This is a genomic window from Streptomyces sp. NPDC087844 (assembly GCF_044742785.1).
In the GTDB taxonomy this organism is placed as follows: Bacteria; Actinomycetota; Actinomycetes; order Streptomycetales; family Streptomycetaceae; genus Streptomyces.
Genome location: NZ_JBIUVD010000002.1, coordinates 270,807 through 296,661 on the forward strand (window position 1 = coordinate 270,807; position 25,855 = coordinate 296,661).

At 70.3% G+C, this 25,855-nt stretch carries 25 protein-coding genes; 17 read left to right on the forward strand and 8 right to left on the reverse strand.

The features are described 5' to 3' along the window. Window positions 1-36: 36 nt before the first annotated feature. The 12 genes from ACIOKD_RS04835 (at window position 37) to ACIOKD_RS04890 (ending at window position 14,843) form a co-directional block, all read left to right on the forward strand. Complete coding sequence (locus tag ACIOKD_RS04835) at window positions 37-1,347, forward strand: cytidylyltransferase domain-containing protein (RefSeq protein WP_402078203.1); 1,311 nt, start codon at window positions 37-39, stop codon at window positions 1,345-1,347. Window positions 1,348-1,361: 14 nt separating this feature from the next. Beyond that, on the forward strand, window positions 1,362-2,300 hold the full coding sequence (locus tag ACIOKD_RS04840; RefSeq protein WP_402078206.1) for an N-acetylneuraminate synthase family protein: 939 nt from the start codon (window positions 1,362-1,364) through the stop codon (window positions 2,298-2,300). A 66-nt stretch (window positions 2,301-2,366) separates the two neighbouring features. After that, window positions 2,367-3,599 (forward strand): hypothetical protein, encoded by a 1,233-nt coding sequence (locus ACIOKD_RS04845; RefSeq protein WP_402078208.1) that lies wholly within the window; start codon window positions 2,367-2,369, stop codon window positions 3,597-3,599. 364 nt (window positions 3,600-3,963) lie between these two features. Next, on the forward strand, window positions 3,964-5,229 hold the full coding sequence (locus ACIOKD_RS04850; RefSeq protein WP_402078211.1) for an amidohydrolase: 1,266 nt from the start codon (window positions 3,964-3,966) through the stop codon (window positions 5,227-5,229). 209 nt (window positions 5,230-5,438) lie between these two features. Further along, on the forward strand, window positions 5,439-6,518 hold the full coding sequence (locus ACIOKD_RS04855; RefSeq protein ID WP_402078213.1) for a BMP family protein: 1,080 nt from the start codon (window positions 5,439-5,441) through the stop codon (window positions 6,516-6,518). Window positions 6,519-6,939: 421 nt separating this feature from the next. After that, window positions 6,940-7,989 (forward strand): BMP family protein, encoded by a 1,050-nt coding sequence (locus ACIOKD_RS04860; RefSeq protein ID WP_402078216.1) that lies wholly within the window; start codon window positions 6,940-6,942, stop codon window positions 7,987-7,989. A 317-nt stretch (window positions 7,990-8,306) separates the two neighbouring features. Then, a complete protein-coding gene (locus ACIOKD_RS04865; RefSeq protein ID WP_402078218.1) occupies window positions 8,307-9,959 on the forward strand; it encodes an ABC transporter ATP-binding protein in 1,653 nt (550 codons plus the stop codon). Then, the gene (locus tag ACIOKD_RS04870; RefSeq protein ID WP_402078221.1) at window positions 9,956-11,086 is read left to right on the forward strand and encodes an ABC transporter permease; all 1,131 of its coding nucleotides are present in this window, start codon (window positions 9,956-9,958) and stop codon (window positions 11,084-11,086) included. Before ACIOKD_RS04865 ends, ACIOKD_RS04870 begins: the two co-directional genes overlap by 4 nt. Beyond that, window positions 11,083-12,345: an ABC transporter permease gene (locus ACIOKD_RS04875; RefSeq protein ID WP_402078224.1), complete on the forward strand. Its 1,263-nt coding sequence runs from the start codon at window positions 11,083-11,085 to the stop codon at window positions 12,343-12,345. The genes ACIOKD_RS04870 and ACIOKD_RS04875 overlap by 4 nt, the downstream gene beginning before the upstream one ends. Then, window positions 12,342-12,755, forward strand: coding sequence for a cytidine deaminase (locus ACIOKD_RS04880; protein ID WP_402078227.1), 414 nt, complete (start codon window positions 12,342-12,344; stop codon window positions 12,753-12,755). Before ACIOKD_RS04875 ends, ACIOKD_RS04880 begins: the two co-directional genes overlap by 4 nt. A gap of 109 nt (window positions 12,756-12,864) precedes the next feature. After that, complete coding sequence (locus tag ACIOKD_RS04885; protein WP_402079194.1) at window positions 12,865-14,151, forward strand: thymidine phosphorylase; 1,287 nt, start codon at window positions 12,865-12,867, stop codon at window positions 14,149-14,151. Window positions 14,152-14,258: 107 nt separating this feature from the next. Further along, on the forward strand, window positions 14,259-14,843 hold the full coding sequence (locus ACIOKD_RS04890; protein ID WP_402078229.1) for a Uma2 family endonuclease: 585 nt from the start codon (window positions 14,259-14,261) through the stop codon (window positions 14,841-14,843). A 17-nt stretch (window positions 14,844-14,860) separates the two neighbouring features. Here the strand turns inward: ACIOKD_RS04890 and ACIOKD_RS04895 are convergent, their stop codons facing one another. Continuing rightward, complete coding sequence (locus ACIOKD_RS04895; RefSeq protein ID WP_402078232.1) at window positions 14,861-15,781, reverse strand: AEC family transporter; 921 nt, start codon at window positions 15,779-15,781, stop codon at window positions 14,861-14,863. 286 nt (window positions 15,782-16,067) lie between these two features. Here ACIOKD_RS04895 and ACIOKD_RS04900 point away from each other — a divergent pair, with 286 nt between their 5' ends. Then, the gene (locus ACIOKD_RS04900; RefSeq protein WP_402078235.1) at window positions 16,068-16,454 is read left to right on the forward strand and encodes an STAS domain-containing protein; all 387 of its coding nucleotides are present in this window, start codon (window positions 16,068-16,070) and stop codon (window positions 16,452-16,454) included. On the opposite strand, the gene ACIOKD_RS04905 is transcribed toward ACIOKD_RS04900, so the two are convergent. Both ACIOKD_RS04905 and ACIOKD_RS04910 read right to left on the reverse strand, forming a co-directional pair. Further along, on the reverse strand, window positions 16,338-17,360 hold the full coding sequence (locus tag ACIOKD_RS04905; RefSeq protein ID WP_402078238.1) for a sigma-70 family RNA polymerase sigma factor: 1,023 nt from the start codon (window positions 17,358-17,360) through the stop codon (window positions 16,338-16,340). The genes ACIOKD_RS04900 and ACIOKD_RS04905 overlap by 117 nt on opposite strands. Before the next feature lie 187 nt (window positions 17,361-17,547). After that, complete coding sequence (locus ACIOKD_RS04910; RefSeq protein WP_402078240.1) at window positions 17,548-18,858, reverse strand: MFS transporter; 1,311 nt, start codon at window positions 18,856-18,858, stop codon at window positions 17,548-17,550. A 62-nt stretch (window positions 18,859-18,920) separates the two neighbouring features. Between ACIOKD_RS04910 and ACIOKD_RS04915 the strand changes: the two genes are divergently transcribed. Continuing rightward, window positions 18,921-19,883: a LysR substrate-binding domain-containing protein gene (locus tag ACIOKD_RS04915; protein ID WP_402078243.1), complete on the forward strand. Its 963-nt coding sequence runs from the start codon at window positions 18,921-18,923 to the stop codon at window positions 19,881-19,883. On the opposite strand, the gene ACIOKD_RS04920 is transcribed toward ACIOKD_RS04915, so the two are convergent. Next, the gene (locus ACIOKD_RS04920; RefSeq protein WP_402078245.1) at window positions 19,837-20,868 is read right to left on the reverse strand and encodes a helix-turn-helix domain-containing protein; all 1,032 of its coding nucleotides are present in this window, start codon (window positions 20,866-20,868) and stop codon (window positions 19,837-19,839) included. The two genes, ACIOKD_RS04915 and ACIOKD_RS04920, sit on opposite strands and share 47 nt — an antisense overlap. Window positions 20,869-21,236: 368 nt before the next feature. On the opposite strand from ACIOKD_RS04920, the gene ACIOKD_RS04925 reads away from it, so the two are divergent. After that, the gene (locus tag ACIOKD_RS04925; protein ID WP_402078247.1) at window positions 21,237-21,710 is read left to right on the forward strand and encodes a hypothetical protein; all 474 of its coding nucleotides are present in this window, start codon (window positions 21,237-21,239) and stop codon (window positions 21,708-21,710) included. A 42-nt stretch (window positions 21,711-21,752) separates the two neighbouring features. Here ACIOKD_RS04925 and ACIOKD_RS04930 read toward each other — a convergent pair whose 3' ends face one another. The 3 genes from ACIOKD_RS04930 to ACIOKD_RS04940 all read right to left on the reverse strand — a co-directional run bounded on the left by ACIOKD_RS04930 (window position 21,753) and on the right by ACIOKD_RS04940 (window position 23,717). Next, complete coding sequence (locus ACIOKD_RS04930) at window positions 21,753-21,959, reverse strand: DUF397 domain-containing protein (RefSeq protein WP_402078249.1); 207 nt, start codon at window positions 21,957-21,959, stop codon at window positions 21,753-21,755. Then, window positions 21,956-22,834, reverse strand: a complete 879-nt coding sequence (locus ACIOKD_RS04935) for a helix-turn-helix domain-containing protein (RefSeq protein WP_402078252.1) — start codon at window positions 22,832-22,834, stop codon at window positions 21,956-21,958. The genes ACIOKD_RS04930 and ACIOKD_RS04935 overlap by 4 nt, the downstream gene beginning before the upstream one ends. A 121-nt stretch (window positions 22,835-22,955) precedes the next feature. Then, on the reverse strand, window positions 22,956-23,717 hold the full coding sequence (locus ACIOKD_RS04940; protein ID WP_402078255.1) for an alpha/beta hydrolase: 762 nt from the start codon (window positions 23,715-23,717) through the stop codon (window positions 22,956-22,958). Between the two features lie 113 nt (window positions 23,718-23,830). On the opposite strand from ACIOKD_RS04940, the gene ACIOKD_RS04945 reads away from it, so the two are divergent. Both ACIOKD_RS04945 and ACIOKD_RS04950 read left to right on the forward strand, forming a co-directional pair. Next, window positions 23,831-24,985, forward strand: coding sequence for an adenosine deaminase (locus ACIOKD_RS04945; RefSeq protein ID WP_402078258.1), 1,155 nt, complete (start codon window positions 23,831-23,833; stop codon window positions 24,983-24,985). A 125-nt stretch (window positions 24,986-25,110) separates the two neighbouring features. After that, on the forward strand, window positions 25,111-25,464 hold the full coding sequence (locus ACIOKD_RS04950; RefSeq protein WP_402078261.1) for an ATP-binding protein: 354 nt from the start codon (window positions 25,111-25,113) through the stop codon (window positions 25,462-25,464). A gap of 139 nt (window positions 25,465-25,603) precedes the next feature. Here ACIOKD_RS04950 and ACIOKD_RS04955 read toward each other — a convergent pair whose 3' ends face one another. After that, window positions 25,604-25,807 carry a PspC domain-containing protein gene (locus ACIOKD_RS04955; RefSeq protein ID WP_402078263.1) on the reverse strand — a complete coding sequence of 68 codons (204 nt, stop codon included), beginning with the start codon at window positions 25,805-25,807 and terminating at the stop codon, window positions 25,604-25,606. Window positions 25,808-25,855 lie beyond the last annotated feature (48 nt).

Sequence of the window (25,855 nt, forward strand, 5' to 3'; positions counted from 1 at the left end):
ACGACCGTCGATCCCGTCGATCAAGGAGTACAGGTAATGACCAAGTCCGAAGCGGGGCGGCTCAAGCCGGTGGCTCGTGTGCTCGCGGTGATCCCGGCGCGGGGCGGCTCCAAAGGCGTCCCCGCGAAGAACCTGCTGCCCGTCGGCGGTGTGCCCCTCGTCGCCCGTGCGGTGCGCGAGTGCCGGGCGGCCCGGCTGGTGACGGACGTCGTGGTCTCCACCGACGACCAGGCGATCGCCACCGCCGCCCGCGAGGCGGGCGCCGAGGTCGTGCTGCGGCCCGCCGCCATCGCAGGCGACACCGCGACCTCCGAGGCGGCCGTCCTGCACGCCATGGACGCCCACGAGGCCCTGCACGGCTCCGCCGTCGACGCCGTGCTCCTCGTGCAGTGCACCAGCCCCTTCATCATCCGCGAGGACATCGACTCGGTGGCCGGCGCGGTCGTGGAGAACGGCGCGGACACCGCGCTGACCGTGGCGCCCTTCCACGGGTTCGTCTGGCGGGACGCCGACGACGACCCGGCCGCGGTCGACACCGGGCTGACCCGGTCCGTCGGCGGCGGCACGACGATCGCCGACACCACGGCCACGGCCACGGCCACGGACGGCGGTTACGGCGTCAACCACGACAAGTCGTTCCGGCCGCGCCGCCAGGACCGACCCCAGGACCTCCTGGAGACCGGCGCCGCGTACGCCATGAACGCCGCCGGACTGCGCGAGCACAAGCACCGCTTCTTCGGCCGGACGGAACTCGTCCGCACCGACCCCGCGCGGGTCCTGGAGATCGACGACCCGCACGACCTCGCCCGCGCCCGCGCCCTCGCGCCGCTCTTCGACGCGAACAGGCCCGGCGCCCTCCCGACCGCCGACGACATCGACGCGGTCGTCCTCGACTTCGACGGCACCCAGACCGACGACAGGGTGCTGATCGACTCCGACGGACGGGAGTTCGTCTCCGTGCACCGCGGGGACGGACTCGGTATCGCGGCCCTCCGCAGGAGCGGCCTGTCGATGCTGATCCTGTCCACGGAACAGAACCCGGTCGTCGCCGCCCGCGCACGGAAGCTCAGGATCCCCGTGCTGCACGGCATCGACCGGAAGGATCTCGCACTGAAGCAGTGGTGCGAGGAACAGGGCATCGCGCCCGAGCGCGTGCTCTACGTCGGCAACGACGTCAACGACCTCCCGTGCTTCGCCCTCGTCGGCTGGCCCGTGGCGGTCGCGAGCGCCCACGACGTCGTACGCGGCGCCGCACGCGCGGTCACCACCGTCCCCGGTGGCGACGGCGCGATCCGAGAGATCGCCAGCTGGATCCTCGGCCCCTCTCTCGACTCCCTCGACAAGTAAGGAACGTCTCCACCATGAGCAACAACTCCCGTCTGCGTCAGTTCGGTTCGAAGACCGCAGGACCCGGCCACCCCGTCTATGTCGTCGGCGAGATCGGCATCAACCACAACGGCGACCTCGAAAACGCCTTCAAGCTGATCGACGCCGCCGCCGAGGCCGGCTGCGACGCCGTGAAGTTCCAGAAGCGCACCCCGGAGATCTGCACCCCGCGCGACCAGTGGGACATCGAGCGGGACACCCCCTGGGGCCGGATGACCTACATCGACTACCGCCACCGCGTGGAGTTCGGCGAGGACGAGTACCGCAAGATCGACGAGTACGCCAAGTCGAAGAACATCGACTGGTTCGCCTCCCCGTGGGACACCGAGGCCGTCGCCTTCCTGGAGAAGTTCGACGTCCCGGCCCACAAGGTGGCGTCCGCGTCGCTGACCGACGACGAGCTGCTGCGCGCCCTGCGCGGCACCGGCCGCACGGTCATCCTCTCCACCGGCATGTCGACGCCGAAGCAGATCCGCCACGCGGTCGAGGTCCTCGGCAGCGACAACATCCTGATGTGCCACGCCACGTCGACCTACCCGGCGCAGGCCGAGGAGCTCAACCTCCGCGTCATCAACACCCTCCAGGCCGAGTACCCGAACGTCCCGATCGGCTACTCCGGCCACGAGACCGGCCTGCAGACCACGCTCGCCGCGGTCGCCCTCGGTGCCGCGTTCGTCGAGCGCCACATCACCCTGGACCGCGCGATGTGGGGCTCCGACCAGGCCGCCTCCGTCGAGCCGCAGGGCCTGACCCGCCTGGTCCGCGACATCCGCACCATCGAGGCCTCCCTCGGCGACGGCGTCAAGAAGGTCTACGAGTCCGAGCTGGGACCGATGAAGAAGCTGCGCCGCGTCTCGGGCGTCGTCGCCGAGGCCGAGATCGCCGCCGCCGCGGGCGAGCCCGTCGCGGTCTGATCCACCCCCCCACCCCTTCGTCACTCCCACCCCTTCCGATTCCAGGGAAGCGACGGTCGTACGTCGATGAGTCCCCGCGCCGGGTCCACCGGCCCCCAGTCACCCGCCACGCTGGCTTTCGTGGAAAGCCCGGTGCAGCTCCTGAACGTCCTGGAGTGGGCGCACGCGCACGCCCTGAAGGCGGCGGCCCTCAGGAGCACCGGCGAGACCTTCGGACCCCCGGGTCCGGAACTGGGAGCCGGCCGGCCCGGCGGAACCGGCAGGTTCGGCCGCTCCGGCAGGCCCGGCGGGTCGGGCAGGCCCGGCGGGGCCGGTGACGCCAGGCCGGGAGAGGCCGGCGCCGGCCTCACGCTCGTCGTCCTGTCGCCCACCGACCCGATGACCCGCGGGCAGCTCAGGCGGATGGCGGAGCTGGCCAGGGACGAGGGGTACGAAGTGCGCTGGGAGGAGGCGAGGGGCGGCACGACCGCGCCCTTCCACACGGTCGGCGGACTCGCGCCGCTGCTGCGGCGCGCGCGGCGCATCGTGATGGGCGACCCCTTCTCGCGGTACGTGCAGCTGCTGCTGACCATCACCCGCGCCCGCGACCTCGTCGTCGTGGACGACGGGACCGCGACCATGGAGTTCGTCTCCCAGCTGGCGCGCGGAGAACGGCTGGTGCGCTGGCACCGGCGCGGCGGGCGCCCCGGGGCCCGGGACCTGGTCTTCGCACCGGTCTCGGCCCGGGCCCGCCGCCGGCTCACCCCCGGCGCCGGACGCCGGGTGGAGATCTTCTCCTCCATGCCGATCGACGACACGCCCGAGGGCGTCGACGTCTCGGCCAACGACTTCGCGTGGACCCGGGCCCGCTTCGGCCCGCCCCGCATCACGAAGGGCGCCGACCTGGTCGGCACGTCCCTGGTGGAGACCGGGGTCGTGGACCCCGACCGCTACCTCGAAGCGGTGAAGGGACTGGCCCGCACCTACGGGGCCACCCGGTACTTCGCCCACCGCAGGGAGAGCCCCGAGAAACTGCACCGGCTGGCCGTCGAGACCGGCCTGGAGATCGTCCGCCCGGACCTCCCCCTGGAACTGATCGCCCGGCGCGGCCCCATCGGCCGCACGATCCTCAGCTTCCCCTCCACCGTGGTCCACACCCTGCCGCTCGCCCTGGCCGGCACGGACGTCAAGGTCGCCGTCTTCGACATCGACCCGGCCTGGCTCACGAAGAACGCCTCCCCCCGGGCCCAGGGTTTCCTCTCGGGCGTCACGGACACGGCACGCGACGTCCACCGCCTGTCGGCGATCACGGCCACCTGAGCGGCCCCGGCGGGGCTCCGCCGCCCGTGGGTCCGACCGGCAGGGGTGTGTCCGGCAGGGTGTGTCCGGCAGATGAACGGAACCGTTCGGGCGTCCGTATGCGTGGTATGCGTAGAGAGCCTGTTTCCGGGGACCCGGGAACACGTGTCGCCGCTCGGAGGTTTTCCCACAAGGAGGGCCGGATCCGGATCCGCCTGGGCAGGCGTGGGAGCCACTGGTCCAAAAAGCCGGGCGAGTGTACCCAAGTCAGTCAAACTGTATGCGCCGCGCGGCTGGATTCTCTGTCCCGAACGAGTTGCAGTTTTGTTGATCGCAGGGCAGTTGGCCGTCGCGTCGCCCTACCCTTCAGAGGGTGAACCAACTGATGTCGCAAGAGTCCGAGGCCGATTCCTCCGAGGAAGCGTCGTCCGGGGAAGTGCCGCCCGGGGGAGAACTGTCCGGGGGGGCAGCGCTTCCCGGTGTGCTGTCCGAGGCGCTGCGCGCCGAACTCGTCGCGTTCCGCCGTGACTTGCACATGCACCCGGAGCTGGGCAACCAGGAGTTCCGCACCACCGCCGCGATCAAGGAGCGGCTGGAGCGGGCCGGTCTGCGGCCCCGCGTGCTCCACGCGGGAACCGGGCTCATCTGTGACATCGGCGTACCGGATCCCGCGCTGCCGATGCTCGCCCTGCGCGCCGACATCGACGGCCTGCCCATCCCGGACATGAAGGTTGGGTGCGCCTACCGCTCGACCGTGCCGGACCGCGCCCACGCCTGCGGGCACGATGTGCACACGACCGTCGTGCTGGGCGCCGCCCTCGTCCTCGCGGACCTGCACGAGCGGGGTCTCCTCGACCGGGCCGTACGGCTGATCTTCCAGCCCGCCGAGGAAGTGCTGCCCGGCGGCGCCCCCGATGTCATCAAGGGCGGCGGCCTCGACGGCGTCGGACGCATCGTCGCCGTCCACTGCGACCCCCGCGTCGACGCCGGGCGCATCGGCCTGCGGTACGGGCCCATCACCTCCGCCTGCGACCGGGTCGAGGTCTCGCTGGACGGGCCCGGCGGGCACACTGCCCGGCCGCACCTCACCACCGACCTCGTCACCGCCGCCGCCCGGGTCGCCGTCGACGTGCCGGCCGTCGTGGCCCGGCGGGTCGACGCCCGCTCCGGACTCTCCCTGACCTGGGGGCGGATCGAGTCGGGGCACGCCTGCAACGTGATCCCGCAGCACGCCGAACTCTCCGGCACCGTACGGTGCCTGGACCTCGCGGCCTGGCACGCCGCCCCCGATCTGGTGCACGCCGCGATCGACGAGGTCGCCACGCTCCACCGGGCGAAGTCCGAGATCAACTACGTACGCGGGGTGCCGCCGGTCGTCAACGAGCCGGGCGCCACCGATCTGCTGCGCGCGGCGATGACCGCCCGGCTCGGGGCGAACTCCATCGAGGACACCGAGCAGAGCCTGGGCGGGGAGGACTTCTCCTGGTACCTGGAGCACGTGCCCGGTGCCATGGCCCGGCTCGGGGTGCGTACGCCGGGCGAGCGGACCGTGCGGGACCTGCACCAGGGGGACTTCGACGCCGACGAGTCGGCCATCACGGTGGGCGTCGAGCTCTTCACCGCCGCAGCGCTGCTGCAGGCGCGCGGCTGACTCACGGGCGAGGGGGTGCCCCGATCGGCACCCCTTCGTCCCCTTGTGTCACTCGTACGTAACCGGCGGTGGGCGTTCGTAACCGGCCGTCGGCACGAATCGATAACGGCAGTGATGAACCCCGTTCCCCTCCCCTTCTACGCGCGTTACTGTGCGCCGCAGTCAGCGTCTGCAACGGCGCCGTTGGGGAATGTAAGGGGTGCTCTCTCATGCGTCGGATCTCTCGGAGAACCAGGCTTTCTCAAGCCGCTGTCGCCGTCGCGGTGGTCGTCGTCGCGGCCGCGGGCTGCGGCGAGACCAGCAACGAGTCGTCGGACGGCGGCACCGAGTCCGGCTCCGGGTCCGGCTACAAGGGCAAGGGCATCGGACTCGCCTACGACATCGGCGGCCGGGGAGACCAGTCCTTCAACGACGCCGCCTACTCCGGGTTCGAGAAGGCCCGCAAGGAATTCAAGATCGGCGGCAACGACATCGAGCCGAGCGACGGCGAGTCGGACGCCGACAAGGTGCAGCGGCTGACCCAGATGGCGAAGGCGGGCTACAACCCCATCGTCGGCGTCGGCTACATCTACGCCCCGGCGGTCAAGGAGGTCGCCGCCAAGTACCCGAAGGTCACCTTCGCCGTCATCGACGACGCCCAGGTGCAGGCGGAGAACGTGGCCGACATGGTGTTCGCCGAGGAGCAGGCCTCCTACCTCGCCGGTGTCGCCGCCGCCAAGGCCACCAAGAAGGACCACGTCGGTTTCATCGGCGGGGTGGACATACCGCTCATCCACAAGTTCGAGGACGGCTTCGTCCAGGGGGTCGAGTCGGTCGACCCGAAGATCGAGATCGAGAAGCGGTACCTCACCGAGAAGCCCGAGGACGGCGGGTTCTCCAACCCGAGCATGGGCAAGGAGGCCGCCAGTGGGCAGGTCGAGGCCGGCGCCGACGTGATCTACCACGCGGCCGGTCTGTCCGGCCAGGGCGTCATCCAGGAGGCCGCGGCGCAGAAGGTCTGGGCGATCGGGGTGGACTCGGACCAGTACAAGCAGAAGGCGCTCGACGCGTCCAAGGAGTGGATCCTGGGGTCCGCGCTCAAGGACGTCGGCGGTGCGGTGTACGAGGTCGCCAAGTCCGTCGTGGACGGGAAGCCGCTGTCCGGTGAGCACCGGGGCGACCTGAAGTCGGGTGGCGTGGGCTTCGCCGACTCCAACCCGAAGTACAAGGAGATGACGGATGTCGTCGAGGCCGTGGACAAGGCCAAGGAGGACATCATCAGCGGCACGGTGACGGTCAAGACCGACTGACGCCCTGGCCAGTGGGGGCGCGTTCTCGGCTGCGGGCCGCCAGGGCTGGGCCGCGCAGTTCCCCGCGCCCCTGAAGGGCGGGGCTGCGCCCTTGCCCTGGCGGCGCGGGGGCCGGACCGGGCTTTTGAGGGGCGCGGGGAACTGCGCGATCAGCCCCCACCGGCCCGCAGCCGACGAGACACCGCCCCGCCCCACCCACCTGCCCCCGTCCCCCACGCCACCCCGGCCGAGGGACACGCCTCGCAGGTCGTACGCCCCTTGCCTCCCGCAAGGGGCGTTCGACGTTCCGTAGTCTGTACGCCATCTGTGGCCACAGCTCGATAACGCCCGGACAGAAGGGGTTTTCCGTCTGGTCTACGCGCGTTACGCTGCGGCGGAACCAGCGCCTGGTATGGGCGCTTGCACAAAGGAGTCACGTTCCATGCGCCGGGTGTCCCGAATCGCTGTCGCGGGCGTTGCGACCGCTACCCTCACCGCCGCCCTCGCTGCTTGCGGCGGCACTTCCAACGACGCCGCGGACAGCGGCGACGGCAAGAGCAAGGGCATCGCCCTCGCGTACGACGTCGGCGGCAAGGGCGACCAGTCCTTCAACGACGCCGCGACCGCCGGAATGGAGCAGGCCGCCTCGGAGTTCAAGTACGGCTCCAAGGCCGTCGAGCCCACCGACGGCGAGTCCGACGCCGACAAGGTGCAGCGCCTGCAGACGCTGGCCAAGGCCGGCTACAACCCGGTGATCGGCGTCGGCTACGCCTACGCGCCGGCCGTCGCCGAGGTCGCCGACAAGTTCCCGAAGATCACGTTCGGCATCGTCGACGACGAGACGATCGACAAGAAGAACGTCGCCGACATGGTCTTCCACGAGGAGCAGTCCTCCTACCTCGCGGGCGTCACCGCGGCCCTCACCACCAAGTCCAGGACCGTCGGCTTCGTCGGCGGCGTGGACATCCCGCTGATCCACAAGTTCGAGGCGGGCTACAAGCAGGGCGTCGCGGACACCGACCCCAAGGTCAAGGTCGTCTCGCAGTTCCTCACCGAGAAGGCCGAGGACGGCGGCTTCGCCAGCCCCGACAAGGGCAAGACCGCCGCCGAGGGCCAGATCGAGGACGGCGCCGACGTGGTCTACCACGCCGCGGGCCTCTCCGGTCAGGGCGTCATCGAGGCCGCCTCCGCCGCGAAGGTGTGGGCGATCGGTGTCGACTCCGACCAGTACAGCCAGGACGCCCTCAAGCAGTACAAGCAGTACATCCTCACCTCGGCCACCAAGGACGTCGCGGGCGCGGTCTACAACCTCGCCAAGTCGGTCCAGGACGGCAAGCCCGAGACGGGTGTCGTGCGCGCCTCGCTCAAGACCGGCGGCGTGGGCCTCGCGGACTCCAACCCCGACTTCAAGGGCAACGCCAAGCTGCAGGCGGCCCTGAAGAAGGCCTCCGAGGGCATCAACGACGGCACCATCAAGGTCAAGACCTCGTAGTGACCGCCCGGAGCAGTGGCTCCGGGCAACCGCCCGTAGTAACCATGGTCAATCGGGCGCTGTAATGGCAGCGTTACGGTCGCGAAAACGGGGTGTGGGAAGGATGGCCTTCCCGCGCCCCGTTCGCGCGGCGGATGACCCGGGCCTGTCCGGGAGGCATGGATATGCCTGGATGTGCCCGGAACATCCGACTCCGCAGTAGTAGTTGAAGCAGGGGCGCTACGCGCGTAGATGGCCCCTTTTCCAAGGAGTACGCCATCGACGCGTCCAGCAGCCCTCCGCTCGCCGCACACGCACACGCGACGTCACAGTCGCCCGTGTCGGTCGAACTCGCGGGGATCACCAAGCGCTTCCCCGGTGTCGTCGCCAACCACGACATCCACCTGTCCGTCCGCAAGGGCACCGTGCACGCCCTCGTCGGCGAGAACGGGGCCGGCAAGTCCACCCTGATGAAGATCCTCTACGGCATGCAGAAGCCGGACGAGGGCACCATCGCGGTCGACGGCGACCAGGTCGCCTTCGCCGGCCCCGCCGACGCCATCGCGCGCGGCATCGGCATGGTCCACCAGCACTTCATGCTGGCCGACTACCTCACCGTCCTCGAAAACGTCGTCCTCGGCAGCGAGAAGCTGTACGGCATCGGCGGCGGCGCCCGCGACAAGATCAAGGAGATCTCCGCGCGGTACGGCCTCGGGGTCCGCCCGGACGCCCTCGTCGAGGACCTCGGCGTCGCCGACCGCCAGCGCGTGGAGATCCTCAAGGTCCTCTACCGCGGCGCCCGCATCCTGATCCTGGACGAGCCCACCGCCGTCCTCGTGCCGCAGGAGGTCGACGCGCTCTTCGACAACCTCCGCGAGCTCAAGGCCGAGGGCCTGTCCGTCATCTTCATCTCCCACAAGCTGGGCGAGGTCCTGTCGGTCGCCGACGAGATCACCGTCATCCGCCGCGGCACGACGGTCGGCACGGCCGTCCCCGCCGAGACCACCTCCCGGCAGCTCGCCGAGATGATGGTCGGCAGCGAACTGCCCACCCCCGAGACCGCCGAGTCGACGGTCACCGACAAGCCCGTCATCCAGGTCGAGGGCCTCACCGTGTACGCGGTCGGCGGCGCCTCGCTCGGCGAGACCGGGACCGTCGGTGCCACCCCGGCAGCCGGGTCGCTCGCGGGCGACGCGGCCGGCGGCGACGCCAAACGCGTCCTGGACGACGTCACCTTCACCATCCACGCCGGTGAGGTCATGGGCATCGCCGGGGTCGAGGGCAACGGCCAGACCGAACTGGTCGACGCCCTGATCGGCCTCAGGAACGCCGACTCGGGCACCCTGCGCTTCATCGGCGAGGAGATCACCTCCTGGCCCACCCGCAAGCGCCGCGAACAGGGCGTCGGCTACATCCCCGAGGACCGCCACCGCCACGGCCTGCTCCTTGAGGCCCCGCTGTGGGAGAACCGCATCCTGGGCCACGTCACCGAGAAGCCCAATGCCAAAGGCATGTGGCTGGACATAAAGGGCGCCCAGGCCGACACCCGCCGCATCGTCGAGGAGTACGACGTCCGGACGCCCGGCATCGACGTCACGGCGGCCTCCCTGTCCGGCGGCAACCAGCAGAAGCTGATCGTCGGCCGCGAGATGAGCCACAAGCCGCGCTTCCTGATCGCCGCCCACCCCACCCGCGGGGTGGACGTCGGCGCGCAGGCCGCGATCTGGGACCAGATCCGCGAGGCCCGCCGCGAGGGCCTCGCGGTGCTGCTGATCTCCGCGGACCTGGACGAGCTGATCGGCCTCTCCGACACCCTCCGGGTGATCTACAACGGCCGGCTCGTCGCGGACGCGGACCCGGCGACCGTCACTCCGGAGGAACTGGGTTCGGCCATGACAGGCGCCGCCTCCGGTCACCTGGAGCACGTGGAGCCGGCAGAGGGCAAAGAGCACGCAGCGCAGGCAGAAGCCCCGGAGGACGAGGCCCGATGAAGAAGTTCGACAAGGAGCGAGTGCTCCTCGCGGTGGCCGGACCGGTCATCGCGCTCGTGGCGGCCGTGGTGCTGACCTCGTTCGTACTGATCGCCTCGGGCAAGAACCCGATCGAGCCGTACACCCTGATGTTCGAGCAGGCCGGTTTCGCCGACGTCCAGGTCCTGATCATCAACCAGGCCGGGGTCTACTACCTGGCCGCCCTCGCGGTCGCCGTCGGCTTCCGTATGAACCTCTTCAACATCGGCGTCGACGGCCAGTACCGCCTCGCCGCGATGATGGCCGCGGTCGTCGGCGCGCACGTCTCACTGCCCGCCGCCCTGCAGATCCCGTTCCTGATGCTGATCGCCGTGCTCACCGGTGCCTTCTGGGCCGGTGTCGCGGGCGTCCTCAAGGTGACCCGCGGAGTGAGCGAGGTCGTCGCGACGATCATGCTCAACGCCATCGCCACCAGCCTCATCGGCTACCTCACCCTCACCGAGGTCTGGGGGCAGCCGCTCGGCAACAACCAGACGACCGGCGTCATGAAGGAGTCCGGCTGGTTCCCCGGCTTCGACATGGGCGACGCGGGCGAGATCTACGGCTTCACCCTGATCGCCGTACTCGCCGGTGTCCTGTACTGGCTGGTCCTCAACCGCACCCGCTTCGGCTTCGACCTGCGCGCCACCGGCGCCTCCGAGACCGCCGCCGCCGCCTCCGGCGTGGACGCCAAGCGCATGGTCCTCACCGCGATGCTCATCTCCGGCGGCATGGCGGGCCTCGCGGGACTGCCGATCCTCCTCGGCGACGCCCACACCTACAGCCTGTCCTTCCCGACCGGCCTCGGCTTCACCGGCATCACCATCGCGCTGCTCGGCCGCAACAACCCGGTCGGCATCGCCTTCGCCGCCCTGCTGGTCGCCTTCCTCGACAAGGCCTCGCCCGCCCTCGACTACGCGACCCCGGTGGCGTACGACAAGGAGATCGCGGTGATCATGCAGGGCCTCATCGTGATCGCGGTCGTCGTCTCCTACGAGGCCGTACGCGTCTGGGGCCTGCGCCGCCAGCAGCGCCGGGTCGGCGCCGAACTGGCCGCCGCCGCTGCCGCCGCCAACGACAACTCCAAGAAGGAGGTGGCTGCCCGATGAGCACCTCGACCGTCGCCAAGCCGCAGGCGCCAAAGCCCGCCCGGGGCCGCCGCCGCATCTCGCTCCCGGTCCTGCTCCTGCTCGTCGCGGGCCTGCTGGTCCTGGTCTCCGTCGTCCGCCTCGTCACCGACGCGAACGGCATCACCTCCACCGGCCAGATGTCCACCGCCCTGCGCCTGGCCGTACCGATCGGCCTCGCAGGACTCGGCGGGCTGTGGGCCGAGCGCGCGGGCGTCGTCAACATCGGCCTCGAAGGCATGATGATCCTCGGCACCTGGTTCGGTGCCTGGGCCGGCTTCCAGTGGGGCCCGTGGACCGGTGTCGCCTTCGGCATCATCGGCGGCGCGCTCGGCGGCCTGCTGCACGCGATCGTCACCGTGACCTTCAACGTCAACCACATCGTCTCCGGTGTGGCCATCAACATCCTGGCCCTCGGCGCCACCCGCTACCTGTCGACCTTCGCCTTCGAGGGCGAGGAGGGCGGCACGTCGAAGCAGTCGCCGCCCGTCGACTCGCTCGGCACCTTCGACATCCCGGGGCTCTCGGACTGGCTGCAGACCCTCAACGGCAAACACTGGTTCCTGGTCTCCGACCTCGCGGGACTCGTCGGCGGCATCTTCACCGGCCTGTCCCCGCTCACCGTGATCGCCGTCGCCCTCGTCCCGGTCACCTGGTGGGTGCTGTGGCGCACCTCCTTCGGGCTGCGGCTGCGCTCCTGCGGCGAGAACCCGGTGGCCGCCGAGTCGCTCGGCGTCAACGTCTACAAGTACAAGTACCTGGCCGTGATCATCTCGGGCGGCTTCGCGGGCCTCGGCGGCGCCTTCCTCTCCCTGGTCGCCTCCAACATCTACCTGGAGGGCCAGACCGGCGGACGCGGCTACATCGGCCTCGCCGCGATGATCTTCGGCAACTGGATGCCGGGCGGACTCGCCCTGGGCGCCGGCCTGTTCGGCTACACCGACAGCCTCAAACTCCGCGGCGGCGGCACCAACGTCCACGCCCTGCTCCTCCTGCTGGCCCTGCTCCTGATCATCGGCGCCGCCTACTTCGTATGGAAGAAGCGTTACGTCCACGCGGCGGTCACCACGCTCATCGGCGTCCTGGTCTTCCTCTGGTACACCACCACCAACGAGGTCCCGAACCAGGTCGTCACCGCGACCCCGTACGTCGTCACGCTGCTGGTCCTCGCGCTCTCCGCGCAGCGCCTGCGGATGCCGAAGGCGGACGGCATGCCGTACCGGCGGGGGCAAGGAAAGTGACGCGGACCGACACCGTTTCCGCGACTGTCGACTGGGAGGCCCTGCGGGAGGTGGCGCGCGAGGCGATGTCCCGCGCGTACGCCCCCTACTCGGGCTACCCGGTCGGGGTCGCGGCCCTGGTCGACGACGGCCGGGTGATCTCCGGCTGCAACGTGGAGAACGCCTCGTACGGACTCGGCCTGTGCGCCGAATGCGGCCTGATCTCGCAGCTCCAGAACACCGGGGGCGGCCGGCTCACGCACTTCACGTGCGTCGACGGCCACGGCGAGATCCTCGTCCCGTGCGGCCGCTGCCGCCAGCTCCTGTACGAGTTCGGCGGCCCCGAGCTGATCCTGGAGACCCCGGCGGGTCTCCTCCCGCTCTCCGAGATGCTGCCGCAGGCTTTCGGCCCGGAGCACCTCACCAGGTGATCCATGGGCGGCCCCCTGGGGACTCCGGGGGCCGCCGCACCACTGACTGCTGCCCCACTGACTGCTGCATTACTGACTGTTGCACTACCGAAGGGACGCCATGACCGCGTTGTCGATGGACGCCATCTCCGTGATCCGCACCAAGCGGGACCGCGGCGAGCTCAGTGACGGGCAGATCGACTGGGTCATCGACGCGTACACGCGCGGTGACGTGGCCGACTACCAGATGGCCGCCCTCAACATGGCGATCCTGCTCAACGGCATGAACCGCCGGGAGATCTCCACCTGGACGGCGGCCATGATCGCCTCCGGCGAGCGCATGGACTTCTCGGCCCTGTCCCGTCCGACGGCCGACAAGCACTCGACCGGCGGCGTCGGCGACAAGATCACACTCCCGCTGGCCCCCCTTGTGGCGGCCTGCGGCGCGGCCGTCCCGCAGCTGTCCGGCCGCGGCCTCGGCCACACCGGCGGCACCCTGGACAAGCTGGAGTCGATCCCCGGCTGGCGCGCGCTCCTGTCCAACGAGGAGATGCTCTCCGTACTGGACTCGGTCGGCGCGGTGATCTGCGCGGCGGGCGACGGCCTGGCCCCGGCGGACAAGAAGCTCTACGCGCTGCGTGACGTGACGGGCACGGTCGAGGCGATCCCGCTGATCGCCTCCTCCATCATGTCGAAGAAGATCGCGGAGGGCACGGGCTCGCTCGTCCTGGACGTGAAGGTCGGCACCGGCGCCTTCATGAAGACCATCGAGGACGCCCGCGAGCTGGCCTCCACGATGGTCGGCCTCGGCACGGACCACGGCGTACGGACGGTCGCGCTCCTGACCGACATGTCCACTCCGCTCGGGCTGACGGCCGGCAACGCCCTCGAAGTCCGCGAGTCCGTCGAGGTTCTGGCGGGCGGCGGCCCGTCCGACGTCGTGGAACTCACCCTCGCCCTGGCCCGCGAGATGCTGGCCGCGGCGGGCATCAAGGACGCCGACCCGGCGAAGGCGCTGGCCGACGGCTCGGCGATGGACGCCTGGCGTCGCATGATCTCCGCCCAGGGCGGCGACCCGGACGCCCCGCTGCCCACCTCCCGCGAACAGCACGTGGTGAAGGCGGGGGCCTCGGGCGTCCTCACCCGCCTCGACGCCTACGACATCGGCGTCGCCGCCTGGCGTCTGGGCGCGGGCCGCGCCCGCAAGGAGGACCCGGTGCAGGCCGCCGCGGGCGTCGAACTCCACGCCAAGCCCGGCGACACGGTGACCGAGGGCCAGCCGCTCCTCACCCTCCACACGGACACCCCCGAGCGCTTCGAGTACGCGCTGGAGGCGGTGACGGGCTCGTACGACGTGGCCGCCGCCCCCGGCACGACGTTCACGGCGGCACCGGTGGTGCTGGAACGTATCGCCTGACATACGGCTTGACCTGCAGGTTACCCATTCGGGTGAACGGGATCGGTGGACGGCCGCCGGTCCCGTTCGGCATGCTGTGATCGGTGACGTACCGATAGGAGACCGCCATGAGTGCACTCACCGTCGACCACGAGCCCGAGCGGAACTGGGACGACCTCGTCCGGTTCCGGGAGGAGATGGAGTGGCCCGAGGGCAGCAAGGTGGAGATCATTGAGGGGATCGTCACCGTGTCGCCTACTCCCGCGAACCAGCACAACCTGATCGCTGATGTTGTCCAGCGCCGCCTGTATTCAGCGATTCCCGATGACTGGGGGATCTTCCAGACCCTCTCCATCGCGGTGCCCTCGCGTCTAGGGATGTTCATTCCGGACCTCGTCGTGGTGCCCACGAGGGAGATCGACGGCCCCGGCAACTACATCCCGGCCGGCGCGGCCGAACTCGTCGTGGAAGTCACGTCCAAGTCCAACGCCCGGCACGACCGCGTCAGCAAGCCCGCCGCCTACGCTGCTGCGGGCATCCCTCTCTACCTGCTCATCGACCGCTGGGCGCCGGGCGGCCCCACGGTCACGCTCTACGGCGAGCCCCAGGGCGACGTCTACCGGGTCCTGCACGCGGGAAAGTTCGGCGAGCTGATCGTGTTGCCGGAGCCCTTTGACCTCAAGCTCGACACGAGCGTGTTTCCCGTCCACTGAGCGTCCATCGACGGGCGTCACCCCAGCAACGCCGCGATCACCACCAGCACCGGCACAGCCAGCATCGTCGACAGCAGGATCGACTCTCGGGCCAGGACCTCGCCGACCCGGTAGCGCGAGGCGTACGTGAAGAGGTTCTGGGCGGCAGGCAGGGCCGAGGTGACGACCACGTCGAGCAGGGGCTCGCCCCGCAGGCCGAAGACTCCCGCCGCCAGGGCCCAGGCCGTCAGCGGCTGCCCCACCGACTTCAGGGCGACGGAGAGCAGCACGGGCGCCCGGTCCGCCCCACGCCCCGGCATCGTGCTGCCGCACAGGGAGATCCCGAAGGCGAGAAGCACGGCCGGTACGGACATGTTGCCGATCAGGGTCAGCGGATCCATGACGGGCCCCGGGACGGTCAGCCCGGTCGCCGAGACGGCCACCCCGGACAGCGAGCCGATGGCGATGGGGTTGCGGACGGGGACGGTCACCCGCCGCCAGACCGACTGCTTCTCGCCCGCGCCCGACAGGTCGAGGACCGTCAGCGCGACCGGCGTCATCACGATCTGCTGGAACAGCAGGACGGGCGCGACGAGTGAGGCGTCCCCTAGGACGTACACGGCGATCGGGATGCCGAGATTGCCCGCGTTGACGTAACTGGAGCAGAGCGCGCCGATCGTCGTACGGCCCACGCCCCAGCGGCGTACGGCACCGACCGCGACGAAGACCCCGGCCACCGCGAAGGTGCTGACCGCCGTCACCAGCAGCCGGTTCGACAGGATCACCGACAGGTCGGCCCGCGCGAGGGTGGTGAAGAGCAACGCGGGCGTGGCGACATGGAACGCGAGCTTGGTCAGCACCTCCCGTCCGTTGTCGCCGAGATACCCCCGACGCCCGATCAGATACCCGACCCCGATGACCACGGCGATGACCGCGAATCCGTTCAGCACCCCTTGCACGGGACCTCCCGCGAGCCCGGGGGCCGGCGGAGCCCGGGTATCCGGGGTGGGACGGGCGGCGATTCATGGGTCATACACCCAACCCTAGGGCCGGGAGGGCCCCCACCGTCCCCGGGCTTCCCGCCACCGCACGGGGGCTCCGCCCCCTCGCCCCCGTCCGCGCCGTTCCCCGCGCCCCTCAAGTCGGGGCTGCGCCCCGTCAGGGGCGCGGGGAACGGCGCACCCAGCCCTCACTCACCCGCACCCGACAAACACCCCAGCCGACCGCAGGTCACCCCGCTCAGCGATGAGTTCCGCACCCCGCCCGGGTCTACCGCACGTGGACCCCACGACACCCGACGTACTCGTACTGCCCGGCCCCGTCACCAAGGACGACGTGCCGAGGCTCTGCGAAGCCGTGCGCACACGGCTGCAGCACACCACAGCCGCCGTCGTCGTCTGCGACGTCACAGACCTGGGCCCACCCGGCCTGACGACCATCGACGCACTGGCGAGGATGCAGCTCGCGGCCCGCCGCGCCGGAGGCCGCCTCAGACTCCGCGCCCCGGACCCCGCCCTACGCGCGCTGCTCGCCCTGGTCGCCCTGCCCTTCGAGCTGGAGAGGCAGCCCGAACAGCGGGAACCACCGCTGCGTGTCGAGGAAGCAGTGGAACCCGGTGATGCGCCCCTCTGAGATCTCCAGCACCTGCACCGCCCATGCCACCCGCCCCCCGGTCTCCGGGTCGGGCTTGTACTGGGCGAAGCCCGGCAGTCCGTTCACCGCGACCGGGACCAGGTGGGAGTCCGCGCAGGGCGCACCGAGCGTGGTCATGAAGCCCGTGATGTCCGAGGGGCCGGTCAGCCACAGGTCGAACGGCGGCATCGTCATCACGGCGTCCTCGTGCAGGAGGGCCGTCAGCGCCGCCATGTCGTACCCCTCGAAGGCGGCCACATAGCGATCGAGCAGCTTCTGCTGCTCCTCGTCGAGCGGATCGGAGGTGGCGGCCCGCGCGGCGGCACTCCCGCTCCCGCTCTCCGAGAGCGTCGCACGCGCCCGTTGGAGCGCGCTGTTCACGGAGGCGACCGTGGTACCGAGCAGCTCGGCCACCTCGCTCGCCTTCCACGCCAGGACCTCACGCAGGATGAGCACCGCCCGCTGCTTGGGCGGCAGCTGCTGCAGGGCGGCCATGAAGGCGAGGCGCACCGATTCCTTGGCCACGGCGGCCTCGGCCGGGTCGGCGACCGTCGGCAGCACGCGCGCGTCCGGCATGGGCTCCAGCCAGGTGTTGTCCGCGCGAGGCGTCAGGGCGGCCCGCGCGAGGGGCGTCGAGTCCGTCAGATCCATGGGCCGGGCCCGTTTGTTGCCTGCGGTCAGCATGTCCAGACAGACGTTCGTCGCGATCCGGTACAGCCACGAACGCATCGAGGAGCGGCCCTCGAACTTGTCGTAACTGCGCCAGGCGCGCACCAGTGTGTCCTGGACCGCGTCCTCGGCCTCGAAGGACGAGCCCAGCATCCGGTAGCAGTACCCCGTCAGCTCGACCCGGTGCTTCTCCAGCCGGACATCGAGGTCTTCCACCGTCGCCGTACCGTCGCTCATAAGCCAACCCACCCCTGTGGCCTTGTCCGCCGTGCGAGCACCGCCCCATTGCGGTACCAGCACTCCGGAAGCTACCGCAGCCCACTGACAATGGCCCCCCGGGACGAAAAAGGTGCAGGTCAGGACAGTTACTGTCCTGACCTGCACCCACCTGTCCGCCGGTTGCCCCCGGTGAGCCCCGGGTGTGTCAGTGCTGCACGGCCACCAGCCGCCGCCGCGTCCGGGCCGCGTGCGACCCGAGCACCGTGATGCCCACGACCCCGGCCACCGCCAGCAGGCCGAGCGCGACCGTCCCGGCCCAGCCGCCGGAGTGGTAGGCGACCGCGCCGAGCGTGCCGCCCGCACTGGAGCCCAGGTAGTAGGCGGACTGGTACAGCGCCGAGGCCTGGGCGCGGCCCTCCTTCGCCGTGTGGCTGACGGAGGAGGACGCCACCGCGTGCCCGGCGAAGAACCCGGCCGTGATCAGCACAAGACCGAGCAGCACGAACGGCAGCGAGTCGGCCAGCGACACCAGCAGCCCCGCGGTCGTCGTGGCGCCCGCGAGATACAGCGCGCCGCGCCTGCCGAGCCGGCCCACCAGCTTTCCGGCGGTCGACGCCGAGACCGTACCGACCAGGTAGACGAGGAAGATCGAGCCGATGAGGCCCTGCGGAAGGGAGAACGGGGCGTCGGTGAGGCGGTAGCCGATCACCGTGTAGACGGCGCCGAACACCGTCATGAACAGCGCGCCGATCGCGTAGAGCCTGCGCAGCAGCGGGTTCGCGAGGTGAGCGCGGACCGTGCGGACCAGCGCCGCGGGGCGCGGCGAACCGGCCTTGAAGTGCTTGGGCGCCGGGATCAGCAGCCGGAAGGCGACGGCGCAGCCCACCGCGATCACGCCGATCACCGCGACGGCGACCCGCCAGCCCCACTCCTGCGCGGCCCAGCCGGAGATGACACGGCCGCTCATCCCGCCGACGCTGTTGCCCGCGACGAACAGGCCGATGGCGGTGATCAGTGCCTTCGGCCGTACTTCCTCCGCCAGGTACGCCGTCGCCGAGGCCGGCAGCCCGGCCAGTGCCGCGCCCTGGACGGCCCGCAGCGCGATCAGCCAGCCGACCGAGGGGGCGAAGGGCACGAGCAGTCCGACGGTCACCGCGACCGCGAGCGACGCCGTCATCAACGTACGCCGCCCGAACCGCTCGGAGAGCGCGCTCAGCGGCAGGACGAACAGGGCCAGTGCGCCGGTCGCCGCCGACACCGTCCAGCTCGCGCTGCTCGCCGTGACCCCGAAGTCGCGCGAGATCAGCGGGAGAAGGGCCTGGGTGGAGTAGAGGAGTGCGAAGGTCGCGACCCCGGCGAGGAACAGGGCGAAGCTCATCCGGCGGTAGCCGGGCCCGCCCGGGGTCAGCCGGGTGTCGACGGAGACCACTTCGGCGGGGACGGCGGCTTCGGTGGGAGTGGCGGCGGCGGAGGGGGCGACCACGCCGGTGGACGCCCCGGTACTGGCGGAAGGCATGTTTCGAACCTAAAGTCCTCCCCGTCATCCGTCCAATGCATGGAATCGCCATAATCGTTCCTGTGATGCATCAGCAGAGGTCAGAGGGTCGCCTGTCACCGTCCGGTGACACAGAAGACAGCGCGGGCATGTCGAGGTTGCTCGCCCCACGCCTGGCGTACTTCGCCGGAGTCGCCCGCACCGAGCACGTGACGCGGGCAGCGCGGGAGATGCAGGTCCCGCAGTCGACGCTGTCCCGGGCGATGGTCCGCCTCGAACAGGACCTGGGAGTGGACCTCTTCGCCCGCCGGGGCCGCACGGTCTCCCTCACACCGGCCGGCCGTACGTTCCTCGGCTCCGTCGAACGGGCGCTCGCCGAGATCGAGCGGGCCGCCGACGAGGTACGGGCCGACGCCGACCCCACCACCGGCAAGGTCGCCTTCGGCTTCCTGCACACCATGGGCTCCGAGACGGTACCCGCCCTGATCCGGGCCTTCCGCGTAGACCACCCCCGCGTCCGCTTCAGCCTCGTCCAGAACTACGGCGAGGCGATGATCGAGCGGCTGCGCTCCGGCGAACTGGACCTCTGCCTCACGTCCCCCGTCCCGGACGCCCCCGACCTGGTCGGCCGCCGCCTGGACGAACAGAAGCTCCGCCTGGTGGTCCCGGCCGACCACCGCCTGGCCTCCCGCCGCCGCATCCGCCTCGCCGAGGCCGCCGACGAGGCCTTCGTCACCCTGGAACCCGGCTACGGCCTGCGCCGCATCACCGACGACCTCTGCCGGCAGGCGGGTTTCCGCCCCCGGGTCGCCTTCGAGGGCGAGGAGGCAGAGACCCTGCGAGGCCTGGTGGCGGCGGGCCTGGGAGTGGCCCTCCTGCCCCCGCCGGCCGTCCCCCGACCAGGAGTGGTGGAACTGACGGTCACCGCCCCCCGGGCGGCCCGGGAGATCGGCGTCGCCTGGCTGGACGGCCACCCGGACACACCTCCGGTGGCGGCCTTCAAGAAGTTCCTGCTGTCGAAGAGGGGTTCGTTGCTGCCGGAGTGAGGGGAGGCCCCTCCCGCGGCGTGGGGTCGTTTCGGCCGCTCTGGTCGCGCCAGGCCCGTGGCGAGATTCCGTACGCCTGCTTGAACACCTTGCTGAAGTGGGTCGCGTCCACGAAGCCCCAGCTGCGCCCTATCGCGGCGATGGTCCGCAGCCGGCCGTGCGGGCCGGCCAACTCCCGCCTGCATTCGGCCAGGCGGTGTGCACGGATCCAGTCTCCGAGGCTGATGCCCGACCGGGACAGCACGGCGTAGAGATGGCGTACGGAGATGCCGTGCACGGCGGCGATCCTTGCCGCCGACAGACCGGGGTCAGCCAGGTGCGTCCGGATGTACTGGGTGATCCGCAGGCTGAGTGTCGCCTCCATCGGTGCTCCGGCCCGGCGGGAGCTTCCGTGCTGCGAGGTCAGGACGGCGCGGAGCAGTTCGATGCTGGGCTCCACGACGGCGTCGGCGTGCGGACCGTGCCGCAACTCGTCGGCGGAGGCCAGTTGCGAGAAGTAGGTGAAGGCGAGGCGCGCGACCGGGTTGCCGGGGCCCAACGTGGTCGCGGAGACGTCTCGTAACAACCGCTCGGGGAGCGCGAGCGCAGCGCGGGGGAGACGGAGGAAATGGTGGTCGACCCCCTCGTCGAAGAGAAGCGTGTAGGGAGAGGTCGATTCGTAGACGGCGAAGTCCCCGGCGCCCAGCAGGCATTCGCGGCCGTTCTGCACCACCAGGCTGGTGCCCGTCATCTGAAGTCCGAGGAAGACGAACGGTTCCTCGTCCACCCGGGCCAGCCGCTCCGTCCGGCGGATGGTGACGGCGGTCGCCCGCGCCGACAGGATCCTGAGGGGCCCGACAGCGCCGAGCCCTATACGAACGGAGATGTCCTCCGCCGGCAGAGGATGGTCGATATCGACCGCCACCACGGATTCCCACACCGCGTTCCGGACCACTTCCTCCCGGTCCTGCGGCGGCATGAACGCGGTGTCCAGGACCGGGCTCATGAGGCGGGCCCTCTGGGTCGGTCATAAAGCCGGCCCGACGATATCTCGCCGTGCTCCCCCATAAGACACCCTTCCCCCGCGCACGGTTCCTGACGTCAGCTTGGCAGGATTCGCTCTTGCCGCGCAACGCTTTCGGCGCGTGTGGGCAGGGCCTCTGACCTGATGTGTTCCATGACGCGGAGTCAACTCGACCCGGTGCACGACTGACAAAGTTTCCTGCACCACGGACAAAGTCCGAAGGCCGCGACGACTTTAAATTCCATTAGTGAGGCCGTCACTTCTGAGTCAAGAAGGACACGCCGAGTGAAGGAAGAAAATCCTCTGTCGTTCTTTGCTGCTTCCGCGGCTCATCGAACTGAAGGGACACCATGACCCTCCGCGCGATACGTACCCGCCTGGGCGCCACCGCCCTCGCCGTCACCGCCCTCGCCACCGGTGCCGTGACCATGAGTGCCTCGCCCGCCTCCGCCGACAGCATGTACGGCTGCTCGTACCCGCGTGTGTGTCTGTACGACGGCTCCTACGCGAGCGGCAGCATCTTCAGCTACTACCAGGACACGACCTACCAGGCCATCATCGGCGGCGGGAACCGGGTGGACGCGGTCGTCAACACCCGCAATGACGACTCCGTCTGGCTGATCGACCAGGGCGCTTCCCCGGACGCGTACATCTGCATCCCGCGGAACACCGCCGTCAACCTCGGCAGCTACACCCACCCCAACGGCACCACCTGGGCGAACGACGCCGACGCCATCAAGATCTGGGGAGACCCGGACACGGGGACGTGCAGCGGCACCACCCAGGTGCGCCAGGGCCGCATCGCCGACGGCTGGCGCCCCTGACGGACCGGGCCGTCCCCGGGTACTTCGGTCCCGGGGACGACCTCACCCCGAGGTCGCGTACGCCACGAACTCGGCCCAGGCCTCCGGCAGGAGCGCGAGTTGCGGGCCGCCTATGTTCTTCGAGTCGCGGACGTGGATGGCATCGGGGGAGGAAGCTACCTCCACGCACGAGTCGCCTTCGCTGCCACTGCTGTAGCTGCTCTTGAACCACGCGAGCTCGGTGGCGTCCCCGGCAGAGTTGCGCATCATGTTTCCCCCAGCAGTTGTTTGATGTGGGCCATGGACTCACGGGGTGTGAGCGCTTGGGCCCGGACGATGCCGTACCGCATTTCCAGGATACGGAGTTGCCTGGGCTCGCTGACTTGTCGACCGTTGGACACGACCGGCGAACGTCCCACTGCCGAGCCGTCGACGAACTTCAACACCTCGATCCCGCCGTCGACCCCCGCATGCTCCTCGCGATCCATCGGCATCACCTGTAGCTCGACATTCCGCAACTGCGCGAGCAACAGGAGGTGTTCGAGCTGACGGCGCAGCACCGCTGGTCCGCCGAGCGGACGTCGGAGTGTCCACTCCTCCACGATGAAACTGAGCTCGGGCGCCGGGTCCCGTTCGAAGATCGCCTTGCGGGCCACGCGCGCGGCGATGAACTTCTCCACCTCGTCCTCCGCATACGCGGGGCGCCGCATCATGAGCAGCCCGCGCGCGTACTGCGGCGTCTGCAACAACCCGTGGATGTTGAGGGGGTCGTACAGCTGAAGTTCGACCGCTCGCCCCTCGCCATCCGCGATGTCCCGCACCTTCTTGGGATAGCGGACCTTCGCCACGTCCTGCTTCATCGCCGAGAGCAGGCCGCCGGCCCCCAACACCTCGTCCGCGCGGTCCAGGTACTCGGGTCGTGGAATCCGCATGCCTCCCTCGACCTTGAAGACCAGAGCCTCCCCGTACCCCACCGCCTCCCCGAACTCCCCCGCCCGCATGCCCTTCGCCTCGCGGCGCAGTTTCAGCTGGCGGCCCACCATCGCGACCACCGCCACGCCCCAGTCGTCGTCCGGGTCGACCTCCCAACCCGGCTCGTCCGCCTCGCTCTTCAGCTGTTCCGCGACATCGTTCACCTGCGTCATCCCGCGCCCCTCCGCCGTCCCGCCTCGTCACGGAACACGGTAGACACGTGCGACCACACAGAGCGACGCGAATCAGGAAAAGTCCACCCACGTCAGGGGCGCGGGGAACTGCCGGTCCAGGTCACCGCCGCAGCGACCGGCCGAAGCCCGACGCGAGCGGCATCCGCAGCCCCAGCGGTGGCGGAGCCGCCAGCGCGTCCTCCACCGGCCGCGAGAACGCCCGCCCGAACAGCGTCCCCATCACGAAGTCCTCCGCGAGCGCGTGCACTTCGTCCCGGAACGCGTGCAGCGCGTGCCGGTCCGAGTGCACCTCGAACCGGCAGATGTCCCGGTTCGCCTTCTTGGCCCGCGCCGCGAGCCGGAACGACAACTCCGGGTCCGTCCGCTGGTCGTTGGTGCCGTGCACGATCAGCACCCGCCGCCCCGCGAGCTGCTTCACCGGTTCGGGCGGTGCCGCGGCATCCTCCTCGGGCAGCCAGGGGGACAGCGCCAGCACGGAGTCGACGGCGGTGTGGCCTCCCGCGTGCAGGGCGGCCCGGCCGCCCATGTCCAGCCCGACCAGACAGACGGACACGTCCCCGTACCGCCGTACGATCTCGTCCGCGGCCCACGCGGCGTCCTGCGCCAGATGCGCCTCGCTCCCGTTCCAACCGCGGAACCGGTAGTGCACCACGTGCACCGCCAGCCCCTCCGTACGTCCCGCGCGGGTGAGCCGGCGGCCCAACGCCCTCACCGACGCGGTCGCCAGCATCGGTGAAGGTCTGCGCGAGGAGGTCTTGTCGCCGCCCGGCAGCAGCAGCACCACGCCGCTCACCGCCGTCGGCTCCGTGCCGAGTGCCCGCCCCAGCCGTGCCGTGCGAACCGGCGTCGCTTGCTGTGCCATGACAAAACAGTGTCAGAAGTAATGGTGTACGCCATCCGTCCGCACGGTCACCGTTACATATCGACGGATCCGCGCAAGGAGAGATCTACGCGCGTAGGCGTTAGAGTGCGGAAATGACGAGCCAGACCAAGAACACCCCGAGCTCGGAGCAGATCCGCCGGGCGCCGAAGGTCCTGCTGCACGATCACCTGGACGGTGGCCTGCGCCCCGGGACGATCGTCGACCTCGCCCGTGACGCGGGCTATACGGGCCTCCCGGAGACGGACGCCGACAAGCTCGGCATCTGGTTCCGCGAAGCCGCCGACTCCGGTTCGCTGGAGCGGTACCTGGAGACCTTCGCGCACACCTGCGCCGTCATGCAGACCCGCGAGGCGCTGGTCCGCGTCGCGGCCGAGTGCGCCGAGGACCTGGCCGAGGACGGCGTCGTCTACGCCGAGGTGCGGTACGCGCCTGAGCAGCACCTCGAAGCCGGGCTCACCCTCGAAGAGGTCGTCGAGGCCGTCAACGAGGGCTTCCGCCAGGGCGAGCGGCTGGCCCGCGAGAACGGCCACCGCATCCGCGTCGGCGCCCTCCTCACCGCCATGCGGCACGCGGCCCGTGCCCTGGAGATCGCCGAACTGGCCAACCGCTACCGGGACCTGGGCGTCGTCGGCTTCGACATCGCGGGCGCCGAGGCGGGCTTCCCGCCCACCCGTCATCTGGACGCCTTCGAGTATCTGAAGCGGGAGAACAACCACTTCACGATCCACGCGGGCGAGGCCTTCGGGCTCCCCTCCATCTGGCAGGCGCTCCAGTGGTGCGGCGCCGACCGGCTGGGCCACGGCGTGCGCATCATCGACGACATCCAGGTGCAGGACGACGGCACGGTGGAACTGGGCCGCCTCGCCTCGTACGTACGTGACAAGCGGGTGCCGCTGGAGCTGTGCCCCAGTTCCAACCTCCAGACGGGCGCCGCCGACTCGTACGCCGAGCACCCCATCGGGCTGCTGCGGCGGCTGCACTTCCGGGCGACCGTGAACACCGACAACCGCCTGATGTCCGGCACCAGCATGAGCCGGGAATTCGAGCACCTTGTCGACGCTTTCGGTTATTCGCTCGACGACATGCAGTGGTTCACAGTCAATGCGATGAAATCAGCATTCATTCCTTTCGATGAACGACTGGCCATGATCAATGACGTCGTCAAGCCCGGTTACGCCGAGCTGAAGTCCGAATGGCTGTTCCAGCAGACCGCCTCCACCAGCGGTTCTGTGCGCGAAGAGGGCTGAAGTCACAGGGCGGGAAGCGGCCGGGTGGCGACGACTCGGCCGCTTTTCGATGTTTGCGGGGCGCGCTCGCACGTGATTACCGTTTCGGACCGCTCGAATCCCCGTCACAGCATGCAAGGACGAAGATGAAGCAGTCTGCTGCCAAGACCCTCGGTGTCGCCGCTCTCGGTGCCGCCTTCGCCGCCGCCGGTGGCGGTGCGGCCGAGGCCGCCCCCGCGGTTCCGGACGTCGCCCCGGCGCTCTCCACCGCCACCAGCGCGCTGCCGGTGGAAGGACTCACCGACAAGCTGCCCGGCGGCGGCGAGGGGGTCGCCAACGGTCAGCGGGCACTCGGCACTGCTGTCACCGCCGCCCAGCCCGCCGTCACGGACCTTCTCGCGCAGGGCCCGACCGCGCCTGTCGCCGGTCTGCTCGGCGGCCTGCCCCTCCAGGGCCTGCCCACCCACGGCCTCCCCGTGAACGGCATCCCGCTGGGCTGACCCCGGCCCCCGCGGTTCCGTAGCGCCGCTTCCGTAGCGCCGCTTCCGTACGCGCCGCCCCCGTACGCGCCGATGGGGCGCACCCCCGCTCGGGTGCGCCCCATCGGCGTGCTCGCGGTCACTCACGAGCATGCGGGTGTCACCAGGCCGTGCGGGTCGCCTTGCCCTCCGCGGGGAAGAGGATCCACAGCGCTATGTAGAGCAGGAACTGCGGGCCCGGCAGCAGGCAGGACACCAGGAAGATCACTCGCATCGTGGCCGCGGAGGTGCCGAAGCGCCGCGCCAGCGCTGCGCACACTCCGCCGATCATCCGGCCGTCGGTGGGGCGGGCAAGGCGGTTCATTGCGACTCCTTCGTGAGTGTCGTCGGACGGATCCGGGGCTTCCTGCGC

Coding starts and splice junctions, on each gene's coding strand:
- ACIOKD_RS04910 (WP_402078240.1), bottom strand. CDS start 18,858: ATGCCTTCCGCCAGTACCGGGGCGTCCACCGGCGTGGTCGCCCCCTCC.
- ACIOKD_RS04890 (WP_402078229.1), top strand. CDS start 14,259: ATGAGTGCACTCACCGTCGACCACGAGCCCGAGCGGAACTGGGACGAC.
- ACIOKD_RS04925 (WP_402078247.1), top strand. CDS start 21,237: ATGACCCTCCGCGCGATACGTACCCGCCTGGGCGCCACCGCCCTCGCC.
- ACIOKD_RS04950 (WP_402078261.1), top strand. CDS start 25,111: ATGAAGCAGTCTGCTGCCAAGACCCTCGGTGTCGCCGCTCTCGGTGCC.
- ACIOKD_RS04845 (WP_402078208.1), top strand. CDS start 2,367: ATGAGTCCCCGCGCCGGGTCCACCGGCCCCCAGTCACCCGCCACGCTG.
- ACIOKD_RS04920 (WP_402078245.1), bottom strand. CDS start 20,868: ATGAGCCCGGTCCTGGACACCGCGTTCATGCCGCCGCAGGACCGGGAG.
- ACIOKD_RS04945 (WP_402078258.1), top strand. CDS start 23,831: ATGACGAGCCAGACCAAGAACACCCCGAGCTCGGAGCAGATCCGCCGG.
- ACIOKD_RS04875 (WP_402078224.1), top strand. CDS start 11,083: ATGAGCACCTCGACCGTCGCCAAGCCGCAGGCGCCAAAGCCCGCCCGG.
- ACIOKD_RS04850 (WP_402078211.1), top strand. CDS start 3,964: ATGTCGCAAGAGTCCGAGGCCGATTCCTCCGAGGAAGCGTCGTCCGGG.
- ACIOKD_RS04855 (WP_402078213.1), top strand. CDS start 5,439: ATGCGTCGGATCTCTCGGAGAACCAGGCTTTCTCAAGCCGCTGTCGCC.
- ACIOKD_RS04905 (WP_402078238.1), bottom strand. CDS start 17,360: ATGAGCGACGGTACGGCGACGGTGGAAGACCTCGATGTCCGGCTGGAG.
- ACIOKD_RS04870 (WP_402078221.1), top strand. CDS start 9,956: ATGAAGAAGTTCGACAAGGAGCGAGTGCTCCTCGCGGTGGCCGGACCG.
- ACIOKD_RS04900 (WP_402078235.1), top strand. CDS start 16,068: ATGAGTTCCGCACCCCGCCCGGGTCTACCGCACGTGGACCCCACGACA.
- ACIOKD_RS04860 (WP_402078216.1), top strand. CDS start 6,940: ATGCGCCGGGTGTCCCGAATCGCTGTCGCGGGCGTTGCGACCGCTACC.
- ACIOKD_RS04840 (WP_402078206.1), top strand. CDS start 1,362: ATGAGCAACAACTCCCGTCTGCGTCAGTTCGGTTCGAAGACCGCAGGA.
- ACIOKD_RS04940 (WP_402078255.1), bottom strand. CDS start 23,717: ATGGCACAGCAAGCGACGCCGGTTCGCACGGCACGGCTGGGGCGGGCA.
- ACIOKD_RS04955 (WP_402078263.1), bottom strand. CDS start 25,807: ATGAACCGCCTTGCCCGCCCCACCGACGGCCGGATGATCGGCGGAGTG.
- ACIOKD_RS04935 (WP_402078252.1), bottom strand. CDS start 22,834: ATGACGCAGGTGAACGATGTCGCGGAACAGCTGAAGAGCGAGGCGGAC.
- ACIOKD_RS04835 (WP_402078203.1), top strand. CDS start 37: ATGACCAAGTCCGAAGCGGGGCGGCTCAAGCCGGTGGCTCGTGTGCTC.
- ACIOKD_RS04930 (WP_402078249.1), bottom strand. CDS start 21,959: ATGATGCGCAACTCTGCCGGGGACGCCACCGAGCTCGCGTGGTTCAAG.